This window comes from Vibrio sp. MarTm2 (assembly GCF_027587055.1).
In the GTDB taxonomy this organism is placed as follows: domain Bacteria; phylum Pseudomonadota; class Gammaproteobacteria; order Enterobacterales; family Vibrionaceae; genus Vibrio; species Vibrio sinaloensis_D.
Genome location: NZ_JAPPTK010000006.1, coordinates 235,088 through 249,793, shown reverse-complemented (window position 1 = coordinate 249,793; position 14,706 = coordinate 235,088). Strand labels below are relative to the sequence as shown.

Genomic DNA, 14,706 nt, shown 5'->3' with positions numbered 1-14,706 from the left:
GTGACGTGGATGGCGACGATTACATTGCGCCAGCGACTTACACAGTAACGATTCCAGCGGGTCAAACGTCGGTCCCATTAGACATCAAGACGCTGGATGACGGCATCTACGAAGGGGCGGAAGACTTAGACATCACCCTAGTGGGCACTAGCGGTGCAGGCTCAACGATTGATAGCAACGCTTCTCAAGCAACTGTAAGCGTGGAAGACGCTCAACACGCTCCTGAATTCATTTCAGATGGTGACGCTGCTGGCGATGCGCCAAATGCTGATAACTATGATTTCGGCTCTGTAAATGAGAACTCTACAAGTGGAACAGTTGTTGGCACTGTAGTAGCCGAAGATCAAGATAATGATGACCTGTACTATAGCTTTGCCGATGGCTCTTTGAGCAATGGTTTATTTGATATCGACCCTATAAGTGGTGATATCACTCTCAATCAAACAATCGATGATGTTCATTTGGGGGATTATACGTTAAACGTCAAGGTCACAGATGGTACTGGCGGTGAGGACACCGCTGTAGTTGAGGTTTCGTTGACCAATGTTAACGATGCACCGGAAGCTTCACCTTCAGCGGTGACTATTGCGGAGGATGCTCAAGGTGTGGACTTGCTGCTGGCATGGTCATCATTCGGGATATCAGACGTTGACTCGCCAGAAGCATCTTTGTCAGTTGTTATAACGTCCTTACCAGTTGACGGCGTGTTGGAGTATCAAGATGCTCAAGGTGTTTGGCAAGCAGTCCAGCAGGGACAAGAGCTGAGCAAAGATCAATTTGATTCAAATGAAGTTCGTTTCACTCCTGATTACAATGAATCTGGTGATGACAGCTTCGGTGGTTCAAATGTAGGTGATCAATCATCTGACTATGCGCAAATTGGGTTTAAACCAACTGATGGTCAAGACGAAGGCCAAGAGTCGACACTCACTATTGACGTTACACCGATAGCAGACAAACCAAACCTTGCTACGGTAACGCCTGGGCTAGCGTTACCTCAACAAGAGTTTAACGTTACAACGTGGAATAACGTTAATATTGGTGGACACAATGGCCTCGGTGTAGCTGGTCTTGTGCTCATTGATGCTATGGACGCACTTGATCCAACAAACGGCGTGCAATCAACGACTGCAAATGCTGAAGACACGGGTACAAACGCAACACTACAAGATGAGGCTGTGTTAGTTACAGCGTTGGTATACCTTGAAGCGGGAACTAGCTATGATTTTGTCGGTACAGCTGACGATAGCATGGCGATTACGATTGGGGGAGTTTTAGTCGATGAAGCTCGATGGGGAAATGACAGTGGTGACATTAAAGGTGGAGCCTTTGTTCCGTCAGTATCTGGCTTCTACCCAATAGAAATTTATCACCATAATCAGAGTGGCCCTGGGAATTACAACGTAAATGTTTCCATAGATGGCAATACACCTGTCGACTTGAGCAATAGCAACCTTTATATCGTTAGTGATGAGAGCGCGCTAGATAACGCAGACGTTCGTACTTCGGAGCTTAAGGAAGTTGACGGCGTCGAGTTTTATGAAACGTATGAAGTTAATGAAGGGCTTCAAGACACAGAAATTCCATTGTCTGAAATCCGCGCGAGCCTGAGTGATACTGACGGATCAGAATCAATGGCTGTGACGTTGGCAGGCCTTCCTGTTGGCGCGATTATTTCAGATGGCAATACGTCAGTCACAATCAGTAGCGCACATGAGTCAGTAGATGTTACGGGGTGGTCACTTGACTCCCTTACTGTCACTCCTCCTAAAGGAAGCCATGACGACTTTACTATCTTTGTTACGGCGACAAGTACAGAGGATTCAAATGGAGACTCGGCTCAGTCACACGCAACGATCAATGTAGTTGTTCATGAGAACTTAGTAACGAATACGGTTGCTGATACTGGAACTGTCAATGAAGACAATACGTTACAAGGTAATGTATTAGAGAATGACACTGATGGAGATAATGTTCTCCAGGTTGACTTTATTACTGTTGATGGAACCGATTATGCGGCCGGCCAAGCGGTTTCTATCGATGCAGGCATTTTGGTAATGAATCAAGATGGGAGCTATAGCTTCGAGCCAGCAACACATTGGTCTGGTGATGTTCCAACGATCACCTACACAACCAATACAGGTGCGACAGAGAGCTTAGATATCGACGTTATCGCGGTTGCTGATGCTCCAACTGTTAAGATTACGCTTGGCGAAATGGTTAAATCAGATGCGACTTCAGTTCATCATGCTGATGTTATTGCCGCTGTAGGTAAGACCCAAGCCGAAAACAATGACCTAGCCGTTGAGATGGGACTAGACAATTCGCTACCGTCTCACTTAGGTAATAACAATGACTATAGTGACACCGATACGCTCTTTGTGGGCGGAAATAATGTCGACACTATGTATGGTGGCGGTGGTGATGACACATTTGTTGGTGGTGCGCAAAACGATTCATTCTATGGCGATGATGCGACTAGTAACACTGCCCATGATGGTACAGATACCGTTTATCTATCTGGGAACTTTGAAGACTACAAGTTTACCTTCAAAGACAACCATGGAGGTGGTGTCCCATACTGGATTGTATTAGATACTAATTCTGTCGATTCAGTGAATGACCATACAGGTCAAGAAGACCGCGGCGACCATCTGTATGAAATTGAACGTGTTGTGTTTGCTGATAAGGTAATTGAGCTTAATCCTGATGGTACATATGAAGTGCTTCAAGACAGAACGATTCCAGTTGATGTAGACGTAGATCTCGTTGATACAGACGGAAGCGAAAGCTTGGTTCAGACAGTTACAGTAGATGGACTTCCTGAAGGCATTGAAGTCTATGTTAATGGACAAGCTATTGACGCTGAGGCAGACGGCACGTTCCTTGTACCAATCGATGCGAATGGTAATGCTTCATTTGATATTAAGGTACCGTTTGACTACGAGGGTAGCCTCGACTTCCCACTAAGCGTAACCGCAACGTCGGTAGAGTCATCAAATAGTGATAGTGCATCTACCACTGAAACTGTTGATGTCACAGCGCGTGATTACGTAATGGAATCTGGCTCCCATGGTGATGATACAATTGCAGGCACTGCGGATCACGATTTGATTGTCGGTGATGTTCAGGGCATTGAGATAATTGCTGGTGAAGATTACAACATTGCGTTTGTGCTTGATACATCAGGTAGTATGGGGCACTGGGTTGGTACAGCTAAAGACGAAATTCTGGATGTCTTTAATGAGTTACTAACAGCGGCTAATCAAGGTTCAGAGCCTGGTACTGTTAACATTATGCTTTCGGAGTTCTCTACTGGAGCATCGCAAGTTATTAGTGTTGATTTGAGTTCGTCTACAGCAAAACAAGATTTTGAGAATGCGCTGAACCAGATTAGTGATAATGGTGAGGGTTGGACTGACTACGAATCTGGTCTCCAGACTGCTGTAGAGTGGTTTGATTCGTTCCCAGAAGGTGAAGCAGAAAATATCACTTACTTCCTAACCGATGGTGAGCCTAACTACATCAACTACCTAGATGACGCTTCTTTAGACAAAGTGTTGATCGACGTAGCTTCAGGTAAAGATGTACTCACGCTTGAAGATGTATTAACGGATGGAAACTATCAATATGGACAAGACTTTTATTATAAAGGGCAACGTTTAGTTGATAGCAATGGCAACGTGACATCCCCATTAACTGGGCAGAAGTTAGGCACGATTAGCGTGGAGGGTGGCTCATTAGTCTTTACTGACCACAATAATACTGGCCAGCAGTCACAACACATGTATCAATTGCTTGCACTGATGTCGAGTGTAGAAGCGATTGGTATCGGTAGTAACGTAAGTGAGAGTCTGCTTCAACAATATGATACTGATGGTGTTGTTGAATCAAATATCGACGTGACCAAATTGGCAGAAACCATCCTAGGTCAAGATATACCTTTAGAACAGGGGACTGACAATCTTTCAGGTGGTGAAGGTGATGATATCTTGTTGGGTGATTTGATTGAATTTGGTACTAACGAGCAGGGGTTGAGTGCAATTCAATCACATGTTGCTAGCCAAACAGGTCAAGACATCTCAACAGTTGATGCTGAAGACATTCACAACTATGTAAAAGATAACATCCAAGAGTTTGATCAAAGCCATACTGGGGACAAGTCAGACGTTCTTGATGGCGGAAAAGGTGATGATATCTTATTCGGTCATGGTGGTAGTGATACCCTAGATGGCGGTGAAGGCAAGGATATCTTAGTCGGTGGTTTAGGTAATGACATCTTAACTGGTGGAGATGATGCGGATATCTTCATGTGGACTGAGATGGAATCATCAACCGATCGTGTGACTGACTTTAATGTTAGCGAAGGTGACTCTATTGATGTTAGTGACTTGTTTGAAGATTTATCCAATGATGATATCAGTCAGTTGCTAACAGATTTAGGAAGTGGGGATTTCCACGGACAAGTTGGTGATGTTTCCATCACGGTAACAGACGATCAGAGCACATCTCATTTGACCATTGTGAAAGGTGGACAAACGTTAACTATCGATTTTGATGGTGCATCAGCTGCTGACGTTACTAACAGCCTTATGGATAATCTCAGTCACTTAAAAGACTAGGTATGTAACAACTGGGCTGCTGTTAGCCCAGTAAACATCCGTAATAAAAAGCCTCGCTATATTAGCGAGGCTTTTTTCGATTTGTTTGTCCCGTCCTGAAATGTGTTTACACATTGAGGGAGCAATGACTATAAAACCTTACAAGCAAAACCTTTTAGGTAGAACCCTTCTGGGTAAGCGCTGTCTGTTGGGTGGTCAGCCGCTTGTTCGAAGCGCTCAACAAATTTTACCTGGCGCCCAGAATCCACGGCGGCATCTGCAATGATCTTTTGGAACAGATCGGAGCTCATTAACCCAGAGCAAGAGTAGGTCAGCAACGTTCCGCCGGGCTTTAGGATTTGCATTGCAAGCATGTTGATGTCTTTATAACCGTTTGCCCCAGACGTCAAATTGTTCTTACTAGAGACAAATTTTGGCGGGTCCATAATCACAACATCAAACTTAGTCCCTTGATCACGGTATTCGCGAAGTAGCTTGAACACATCCGCATTTAAGAACACTGCGCGTTTCTTTGAAATATCAAACTCATTGAGCTCCGCGTTATACATTGCAGTATCGAGAGCAGGTTGAGAGACATCGGCGTTAATGACGCGCTTAGCTCCACCTTTGAGTGCATATAGACCAAAACCACCAGTGTATGAGAAACAGTTCAACACTTCTTTATCTTTGACGTACTTCATCGCTTGTTGGCGACTGTCGCGTTGATCAAGGTAGAAACCTGTTTTGTGCCCGCCGACAATATCGACACTGATTTTGACGCCATTTTCTTCAATCACTACAGATGTTGGTGGCTCTTGACCATGCAATACGCCAGTTACTTCCTCTAAGCCTTCTTTTTTACGCACTGCAACATCGGAACGTTCGTATATGCTACATTCAGGAAACACGTCGAGTAGTGCTTCAACTAACGTCTGCTTATTGTATTCTGCGCCAGCACTTAGCAGTTGGCAGACCAAATAATCTTGGTACTTATCGATAGTAATGCCTGGCAAACCGTCAGACTCAGCAGCGATCAAGCGATAGCCTGTTAGACCGTCGCGGTCGATAATATCGGCTCTCAGTAAATGAGCGTCTTTAATACGCTTGACGAAGAACGATTTGTCGATGGTTTCTTTTTCAAATGACCAAACCCGAGCGCGAATTTGAGAGTTAGGCGAGTATGCTGCTTTTGCCAGCCATTTGCCGTCGTGAGCAAACACATCCACTGTTTCGCCAAGCTCAGGCTCACCTTCAACTTTGCTTATACCACGCGAAAACACCCAAGGATGTTTACGGCGAAGGGATTTATCACGGCCTTTTACGAGATAGATAGATGGAGTCATGAGTTTGCTCAATAGGTTTAATTTGAAAGGAGGGGTATTGTCTGGGAAGTGCTTTGGAAAATCAAATAAAAGAGCCGCCAATTTGGCGGCTCTCTGTCTAGGCTTTTAACCCTGTAAGTAGTGACTCCATGGTGTCACTCTGTCTGCGGAGCTGTTCGATGTTGTTGTTGGTTGCGTTAATCATTTCGCACACTTGATTTGATTGAACCCGAATCTCTTCCACACTCGCCGCAATGTTATCAGCAACGACGCCTTGCTCTTCTGCAGCGGTCGCAATTTGAATGCTGCTGTCTGAGATGGATTGGTTTTTGTCAGCTAATGAGGCGATTTCAGAGTCGACTTCAGACATTCGGCTTTGACCTTCGCTGGCATTGATAACGGTTGTTTCCATTAATTTGGTGAGTGACTGACTATTGCGTTGAAGCGCTTCAATCATGGATTGGATCTCAACTGTTGCCTGTTGAGTTCGACCTGCCAATGCTCGAACTTCATCGGCAACAACCGCAAAGCCGCGACCTTGCTCTCCCGCACGCGCGGCTTCAATGGCGGCGTTCAAGGCAAGTAGATTGGTTTGCTCTGAGATACCGTTAATCGTTGTGACCACTTCATCGATTTGAGCGGCGTTTGCGTCAAGTTCTGCCACTGCTTCGGAAGCGGATTGAATTTCACTCGATAGCTGCGAAATAGAAGATAATGTATGCTCAACTTTTTGCTGTCCTTGATGGGCAACAGAACGCGCATCTTCTGTCTGCGCACTTGAGTCGTGTGCAAGATTCGCGACTTCGCGAATGGTAGATGCCATCTGCTCTGTGGCACTCGCAAGTGAGTTCAGGTGTTCTTGTTGAGAGCCTGAAATATCGGCGCTTTGACGATTTGAAAGGTTAAGGTCAGAACTAATTTGTTGCATAAGCGCAATGGATTCTTGAATGGAGAGAACCATGTTTTGCTCACGTTCTGCGACCTTATCGATTGTGATGGCAATTTCACTAAACTCATCTCGCACTTTGAAAAAGTTCATACGACTGGTGAGGTCACCACTAGATAAGGTCGTGAGTGCCTTGTTCATTGTGAACATCGCACCGCCGATAAAGGTCATGATGTAATAAACACCCATTGCGATAAGGAAGAGTGTGACCGCAATAATAGTAATATGAGTAGTAGAAAGTGCCGTCCATAGGTTTTGGTTATGAATCGCAACTAGACTGAACTCACCATTGTTGACGGATATTGAACCAAGACCAGAGCCGATTGCGATGGTGTCTGAACCCGCTATTAAACTTGCCACTTGGGAGCGATTAAGGTTCCCTGATTCAATGAGATCGCGCATGAGCACCAACTCATCTTTATAAAGGTGACTCAACATGTTGTCTGCAGCATTATCCAGTACAAAAGTGAGGACTAAGAGTGCGATGACTGGGAGAGCGAAGAGTAGATAGAACTTCTCTTGAATTTTTAGATGAATGAGATATTTGTCAATCCAGCGAAAAGGTATTTCTTTCATAATAATAGTTCCGTGAAAACCCTGCCTGTTCCATAGAGGGTTATAAAAAAACATTTACAAATATATCACTGTAAGATGTATTGAGGTATTAAATATGGTCCAAAAATGCGAGAAGTTCACAGTGTCAGGTCTAGTTCAAGGGGTTGGATTCCGATATCACACATCACACCAAGGCATGAAGATCAGTCTTAGCGGCTATGCGATGAATCTTAACAATGGGGATGTCGAAGTCGTAGTGTGTGGGGAAGAAGGGAATATTGCGCGAATGGCAGAATGGCTTCAACATGGCCCTAAAACGTCACGAGTTGACAAGGTCGTTTCAGAGCCAGTCGCATACAAACCGTTTAACGGTTTTAAGATTCTATAGGCATTTTGCTGGCTTAGGCAGTCCCGCCAGTTTAGTCGCTTGTTTGGCAGGGCCTTGTTTAAAAAGTTTAAACAAATACTTGCTGTTGCCTTTTTCTGGACCGTGGGCTTTTTCCATCGCTTTCACCAACATGCGCACGGCTGGTGAGGTATTAAACTCTACATAGAAATCACGAACAAAGTGAATCACTTCAAGGTGCGCGTCAGTTAGCTCGATACCTTCTTGTTGGGCAAGAAGCTCTATCATGCCTTCTTCCCATTGAGTGTAGTCTAGTAAGTAACCTTGAGCATCGGTTTCAATTTGCTTGCCGTTGTATTCGAACATCTCTAATAACCCTAAAATCAACGTATGGAGAGTAGGGTACTTACCCGTAGGCTGTTTCACAATAGACAAATAAACAAAAAGCCCGAAAGAGAGTCTCTTTCGGGCTTTGTTTAACGAGATATGTTCAATTAGTCGTCGTTCATAATGCCTAGAATTTGAAGTAGGCTGATGAAGATGTTGTAGATTGATACGTATAGCGTCACGGTCGCTGAGATGTAGTTGGTTTCACCGCCACGAATAATACCTTGAGTAGTCATCAAGATAGCCATGGTCGAGAACACAATAAACAAGCTGCTTAGTGCTAGATGCAGGATTGTTGATTGGATGAAGATGCTTGCAATCATACCCACAACAAGTACAACGAATAGTGATAGCATTAAGCCACCCATCATTGACAGGTCACGCTTAGTTGTAAGCGCATAAGCTGATGCAGCAAGGAATGACAGTGCAGTACCGCCAAGCGCTGTTACGATCAAATCACCCATTCCCGCGCCAACATAAGCGTTTAGGATAGGGCCAAGTGTGTAACCCATAAAACCAGTCAGTGCGAAGGTAAATACTAGACCCATTCCGTTGTTGCGGTTTTTCTCAGTTAGGAAAAGGAGTCCGTAGAAGCCAACTAGAGTGATGATAAGGCCAGGGTGAGGAAGGTTCATCACCATAGCGACACCAGCAACGATAGCTGACCAAAGTAAAGTCATAGAAAGTAGCGCGTATGTGTTACGCAGTACTTTGTTTGTTTGCAGTGCACTCTCTTGTGTAGATGTGCGAGAAAACATAGGGCTGTTCATGGTCTTCCTCATTAGGTTTTTCTGTTTGTCACTTACATTTATGGGGCTGCACGATGAAAAGATCAAGCCCTCATTGAATAAGTAGTGTCTAAAATAATAATAGAATTAGAGTGTTAAGTATTTTTGAAGATGTAACACAATATAACACAAATGAAAGAGGCGACCGTAGCCGCCTCTTTCGATATTATCGCGATGTGATTAATGGCTCAAAATCTGCGACAAGAAGTTTTGAGTTCTCTCAGATTGAGGATTTTCAAAGAATTCAACTGGGTTGTTTTCTTCAATGATTTCACCTGCATCCATAAAGATGACTCGGTCCGCAACCTCTTTGGCAAATCCCATTTCGTGGGTTACACAAAGCATGGTCATCCCTTCTTCTGCAAGTTCTACCATTACATCTAGCACTTCACGAACCATTTCTGGGTCAAGGGCTGACGTTGGTTCATCAAACAGCATCACTTGAGGACTCATACAAAGAGAGCGTGCAATAGCCACACGTTGCTGCTGACCGCCTGACAACTGACCAGGAAACTTATCCGCTTGGTCTGGGATCTTCACTCGTTCCAAGTACTTCATCGCCACTTTTTCTGCTTCCTCTTTGGGCATTTTCTTCACCCAAATTGGCGCCAATGTGCAGTTTTCTAGCACAGTTAGGTGAGGGAAGAGGTTAAAGTGCTGGAAACACATTCCGACTTCTCGACGAACGGCTTCGATGTTTTTTAGATCTTCCGTTAGCTCATTACCAGAGACAATGATATGACCCTTCTGGTGTTCTTCGAGGCGGTTAATGCAACGGATCATGGTTGACTTACCAGAACCCGATGGGCCACAAATTACGATTTTCTCACCCTTTTTTACATCCAGGTTGATGTTCTTTAGTACGTGAAACTCACCGTACCATTTGTTCATATCCTTAATTTGGATCATGTAATCTTGTTGCTGCGTCATAATACGTCCTTGAGCTTTCTGATTATCGTTTGTGACCGGTATGGAGTTTGTTTTCTAACCATATCGAGTATCTCGACATGCCGAAACAAAATACCCAGAACACTAACGCGACAAATACATAACTTTCTGTTGCAAAGCCTAACCACTCAGGGTCAGTGTTCGCTGCCTGTCCAATACCGAGAACGTCAAACATACCGATGATGAGTACCAGACTGGTATCTTTAAACAAGCCGATAAAGGTGTTTACTATAGAAGGGATGGTGATTTTCAACGCTTGCGGCAAAATGATGAGCCCCATCTTCTTCCAATAGCTTAACCCCAGCGCATCGGCAGCTTCATACTGTCCTTTTGGAATCGCTTGCAAGCCACCGCGGACCACTTCCGCCATGTAGGCAGCACTGAACATGACTACGCCAATCAGGGCGCGAATGAGTTTGTCTGTCTCTGAGCCTTCTGAAAGGAAAAGAGGCAGCATTACCGACGCCATAAACAGAACGGTAATGAGTGGAACGCCACGCCATACCTCAATGTAGACGGTACAGATGCTTCGGATAATTGGCATTTCGGACCGACGACCCAAGGCTAACGCGACACCGATTGGCAATGACACAACGATACCCACCAACGCAATGATCAGAGTAACTAGCAAGCCACCCCACTTGTGAGTTTCGACAACTTCAAGGCCAAAGACACCACCGTAAAGCAATGCGGCAACAATGAAAGGATAAACGTTAACAAAGAACAGCCAAATCCACATGCGCTTCGGCGTTTTCTCATACGCAAGCAATACAGTAAAGATCGCTAACGTAATGTAAAACAAGCGTGGACGCCACAGCTCTTCTTGCGGATAGAAGCCGTACATAAACTGCTCCCATCTCACGCTGATAAATACCCAGCAAGCGCCATCTCTTGAGCAAGCGTCGCGGGTAGTACCAACCCAATCTGCTTTTAGGAATGCCCAGTCAACGATATTCCAAAGCAGTACAGCTGCAAGATAAGCAAGAATGACGGTAACGACTGAGTTAACAGGGCCATTAAATAGATTTTTACGTAGCCAACCGACGACACCCACTGTATTGGACGGTGGTGGCAGATCGGGCAAAAACTGATGCTCTTTCATATTATCTCTCCACCAAGGCAACTTTACGGTTGTAGATGTTCATCAGCGCTGATGTCAACAGACTCAACGTGAGGTAAACCGCCATTGTCATAGCGATGATTTCAATCGCCTGACCCGTTTGGTTCAACGTTGTCCCAGCGAAAACCGAGACTAGGTCAGGGTAACCAATCGCCATCGCCAGCGAAGAGTTCTTCGTGAGGTTTAAATATTGGCTTGTCAGAGGCGGAATGATGATCCGTAGTGCTTGAGGGATAATCACCAACTTAAGCGTTCTGGACTTTGGTAGGCCAAGAGACATCGCTGCTTCGGTTTGACCATGGCTAACCGCGTTGATACCCGAACGGACGATTTCCGCAATGAAAGACGCCGTGTAAATACTCAGGGCAAGCAATAACGCGGCGAGTTCAGGAATGATGCTAATGCCGCCACGGAAGTTGAACCCCTTGAGTTCCGGGTACTCTGCCGAGATCGGTGAGCCCATCACAAAGTAGACAATCGTTGGTAAAACTACAACAAGGCCAAAAACAATGCGCCCCATCGGGGTTTGTTGACCCGTTATACGTTGTTTGTTTCTCGCCCAGATGCCGATAAATATCGATGCCAGAGCCCCAATAACCAAACTTGCAATCACCACTCCTGATCCCGCTTCAAAAATTGGGGCAGGAAAGTAAAGACCGCGAACATTGAGGAAAATGGCTTCTCCAAGACTTAAACTTTGGCGTGCCGATGGCAATGCCTGTAGTACTGCGAAATACCAAAAGAAAATTTGTAGCAGCAGCGGTACGTTACGGAAAATCTCGATATAAACAGCGGCTAGTCGGCTGACAAGCCAGTTGTTTGAGAGCCGAGCAATACCCATAACAAAACCCACGACAGTCGCTAGGATAATACCCAGAAATGATACTAGAGCGGTGTTAAGTAGGCCGATGAGAAATGTGCGTCCGTAAGAATAGGTTTCGTCGTATTCAATCAATGTTAGGCCAATCCCAAAGCCAGCTTCTTGATCAAGGAAACCAAAACCCGTGGCGATGCCGCGAGCTTCTAAGTTAGACAGTGCATTATTGACAATTGTATAAAAGAAAAAGAACAGTGCGAGTATCGCGATAATCTGAAACACGACTGAACGAAAGGTGGGATTGTAAATAAGGCTAGCACCTGAAGACGGTCCGTTATCCGCTTTAGATGCAACAGTATTAGTAGGTTTCATACAGCTATAACCTCAAATCCATATTTTGTAAAAAGGGCGGCCTAAACCGCCCATTTTGTTGTTATGTGTTGCTTAACGGATTGGCGGAGCGTACATAAAGCCACCCGCATTCCATAGTGCGTTTACACCACGAGAGATTTGAAGAGGAGAGCCTGTACCAACCGTACGCTCGAAGCTTTCGCCGTAGTTACCGACTTGCTTGATAACTTGGTAGCCCCAATCGTCACGAATGCCAAGACCTTTACCTTTAGGACCATCCACACCAAGGATGCGCTTCACGTTTGGATCTTTAGACTTCAGCATTTCGTCGGCATTTTTCGACGAAATTCCGTACTCTTCCGCGTTAATCATTGCATTTAGCGTCCACTTAGCAATATTGAACCATTGGTCGTCGCCTTGACGAACTACTGGGCCAAGAGGCTCTTTAGAAATGATTTCAGGAAGTACCTGTGCAGACGCTGGATCTTGAAGATTTAGACGAAGCGCGTATAGACCTGATTGGTCTGTGGTTAGTACGTCACAACGACCAGCATCGAAACCTTTCGATGTTTGAGCCGCGGTGTCAAATACCACAGGTTTGTAAGACATGCCGCTGTTGCGGAAGTAGTCAGCTAGGTTAAGCTCTGTCGTTGTACCAGATTGAACACACACTGAAGCACCGTCTAGCTCCTTCGCACTCTTAAGGCCAAGATCTTTTTTGACCATGAAACCCTGGCCGTCGTAGTAGTTAACGCCTACAAAGTTCAAGCCAAGCGCAGTGTCGCGGTGAAGTGTCCACGTTGTGTTACGCGATAGAACATCAATTTCGCCTGATTGAAGCGCCGTAAAACGCTCTTTTGCGGTAAGTGGCACGTATTTCACTTTTGATTTGTCGCCAAGTACTGCTGCGGCAAGTGCCTGACAATACTCAACGTCAATGCCTTCCCATTCACCCTTCGAGTTCGGGTTAGAGAAACCTGGCAGACCAGTACTTACACCACAAGTAATAAAACCTTGTTTCGTTACTTTATCAAGCGTGCTATCAGCTGCCGATGCGCTTGTAGCCATGAAAGCAGTAGATGCCGCTACAACTGAAGCAAGAAGTGTTAGTTTATTTGCCATTTGTATCCTTCCTGTATGATCCATGTTAAATCAGGTGTTGCCTGATACAACGAATGAAATATGTTGTGTATCTCTATTATGAGTTGATTTCGCAATCATAGTGCTTTTTAAAAATCAACTGTTTATAAGCGTAGGAAAGGATTTGTGTTTTCTCAAATGTATAATTTAAAAAGATTTTTGATTGAAATCACAAACCCGTTCAGTCACTAGAATGACGAAATGTTACGTGAATGTAAATAGTGCAAGAGTTCACAAATTTAGTGCAATAGGCCTTACTGACTAAAGTGTCATGTTTACTTAGATTTAACGTGATGTGATTGAAAAGTAGCCTAAGATATAATTCTGTAAATAGTGGAAAATTTGGTGATAAATTATCCAAAATCAAACTGTAGTTTCGTTGTGTGCCCCAATTTTGGTAGTATCAGTCAAATAGTTAGTTGAATTATTCAAGGAATGAAATGCAGTATTTTCCTCTGTTTCTCGATTTAAAAGGTAAGCCAGTACTTGTTGTGGGTGGTGGAGAAGTGGCAAGCCGAAAAGTCGATAGTCTGGTTCGCGCTGGCGCTATCGTTACGATTGTCTCTCCTCAGGTCGACCCCTTCTTGCAAAAACTCGTAGAAGATGGGGAGTGTATTTGGGTACAAAATTTCTATTCCCAAGATTTGATGGACGAAAAATACATTCAAGTTTGGGCAACAACAGATAACCCTGAATTAAACCATCAAGTCCATCACCATGCGAAGTCATTGGGAATCTTGGTTAATGTGGTTGACGATCAACCTTACTGCGATTTTATCACTCCTTCTATGATCAATCGGGGGCGTATCCAGCTTGCCATTTCAAGTGGTGGGGCGTCTCCCGTTTTGATTCGTAATATCCGAGAAAAGCTCGAAGCTGCGCTGCCGCAGAACTTGTCTTTGCTTGCAGACTTTGGCGCCTCCAAACGAAGTGACATCAAAAAGGTGATGCCGAGTGTCGATTTAAGGCGCAAGTTTTGGGAGCGTTTTTTCGCGCTTCCGCAAGTGGATTCAGCAACCACAAGCGGTGAGTTAGAGAGTGCTTATCAGCGCTTGCTGGCGGATGAAGTTGATGATGCAGGGAGCGTTACTTGGATAGACTTTGGCGAGGATGTCGAGTTGCTGCCAATGAAGGCGTTACGCTACATGCAAGAAGCTGAATTGGTTCTGTATTCGCAAGACTGTCCGTACGCATTTGTTGACCTAGTGCGTCGTGATGCGGAGCGCGAATCATACCGCAGCCATACGGAACTTGCTGAACGTTTGGTGGCGGCGAGAGAAGAGAGCTTGCGAATCGTGGTGTTTGTTTCTCCAAATAGTAACCAACACAATCTATTAAAGCAGCGTGACTTACATTTAGCTTTAGCGACAACGAGATAAAAGAAA

The 14,706-nt window shown here is 44.8% G+C and carries 11 protein-coding genes; 3 read left to right on the top strand and 8 right to left on the bottom strand.

The features are described from left to right. Positions 1-4,622, top strand: a 4,622-nt coding sequence (locus tag OH458_RS14050; protein ID WP_269978772.1) for a cadherin domain-containing protein, incomplete at its 5' end; no start/stop codon positions are given. 128 nt (positions 4,623-4,750) lie between these two features. Here the strand turns inward: OH458_RS14050 and OH458_RS14045 are convergent. Together OH458_RS14045 and OH458_RS14040 are read right to left on the bottom strand one after the other, a co-directional pair. Beyond that, positions 4,751-5,944: a class I SAM-dependent methyltransferase gene (locus OH458_RS14045; RefSeq protein ID WP_269978771.1), complete on the bottom strand. Its 1,194-nt coding sequence runs from the start codon at positions 5,942-5,944 to the stop codon at positions 4,751-4,753. 97 nt (positions 5,945-6,041) lie between these two features. Continuing rightward, on the bottom strand, positions 6,042-7,445 hold the full coding sequence (locus OH458_RS14040; protein ID WP_269978770.1) for a methyl-accepting chemotaxis protein: 1,404 nt from the start codon (positions 7,443-7,445) through the stop codon (positions 6,042-6,044). 94 nt (positions 7,446-7,539) lie between these two features. On the opposite strand from OH458_RS14040, the gene yccX reads away from it, so the two are divergent. Then, positions 7,540-7,812: an acylphosphatase gene (yccX, locus tag OH458_RS14035; protein ID WP_269978769.1), complete on the top strand. Its 273-nt coding sequence runs from the start codon at positions 7,540-7,542 to the stop codon at positions 7,810-7,812. Here the strand turns inward: yccX and OH458_RS14030 are convergent. From OH458_RS14030 to OH458_RS14005, 6 genes are all read right to left on the bottom strand, one after another. Beyond that, the gene (locus tag OH458_RS14030; RefSeq protein WP_038141429.1) at positions 7,807-8,136 is read right to left on the bottom strand and encodes a TusE/DsrC/DsvC family sulfur relay protein; all 330 of its coding nucleotides are present in this window, start codon (positions 8,134-8,136) and stop codon (positions 7,807-7,809) included. The genes yccX and OH458_RS14030 overlap by 6 nt on opposite strands. 128 nt (positions 8,137-8,264) lie before the next feature. After that, positions 8,265-8,927, bottom strand: coding sequence for a Bax inhibitor-1/YccA family protein (locus OH458_RS14025; protein ID WP_038141430.1), 663 nt, complete (start codon positions 8,925-8,927; stop codon positions 8,265-8,267). Between the two features lie 198 nt (positions 8,928-9,125). After that, entirely contained in the window at positions 9,126-9,875 is a 750-nt protein-coding gene (locus OH458_RS14020; protein ID WP_269978768.1) for an amino acid ABC transporter ATP-binding protein, read from the bottom strand. Positions 9,876-9,897: 22 nt separating this feature from the next. Continuing rightward, complete coding sequence (locus OH458_RS14015) at positions 9,898-10,995, bottom strand: amino acid ABC transporter permease (protein ID WP_269978767.1); 1,098 nt, start codon at positions 10,993-10,995, stop codon at positions 9,898-9,900. 1 nt (position 10,996) lies between these two features. Then, positions 10,997-12,202, bottom strand: a complete 1,206-nt coding sequence (locus OH458_RS14010; RefSeq protein ID WP_269978766.1) for an amino acid ABC transporter permease — start codon at positions 12,200-12,202, stop codon at positions 10,997-10,999. 72 nt (positions 12,203-12,274) lie between these two features. After that, positions 12,275-13,303 carry an amino acid ABC transporter substrate-binding protein gene (locus OH458_RS14005; protein ID WP_005475574.1) on the bottom strand — a complete coding sequence of 343 codons (1,029 nt, stop codon included), beginning with the start codon at positions 13,301-13,303 and terminating at the stop codon, positions 12,275-12,277. Positions 13,304-13,761: 458 nt separating this feature from the next. Between OH458_RS14005 and OH458_RS14000 the strand changes: the two genes are divergently transcribed. Then, positions 13,762-14,700: a siroheme synthase gene (locus OH458_RS14000; RefSeq protein ID WP_269978765.1), complete on the top strand. Its 939-nt coding sequence runs from the start codon at positions 13,762-13,764 to the stop codon at positions 14,698-14,700. Positions 14,701-14,706 lie beyond the last annotated feature (6 nt).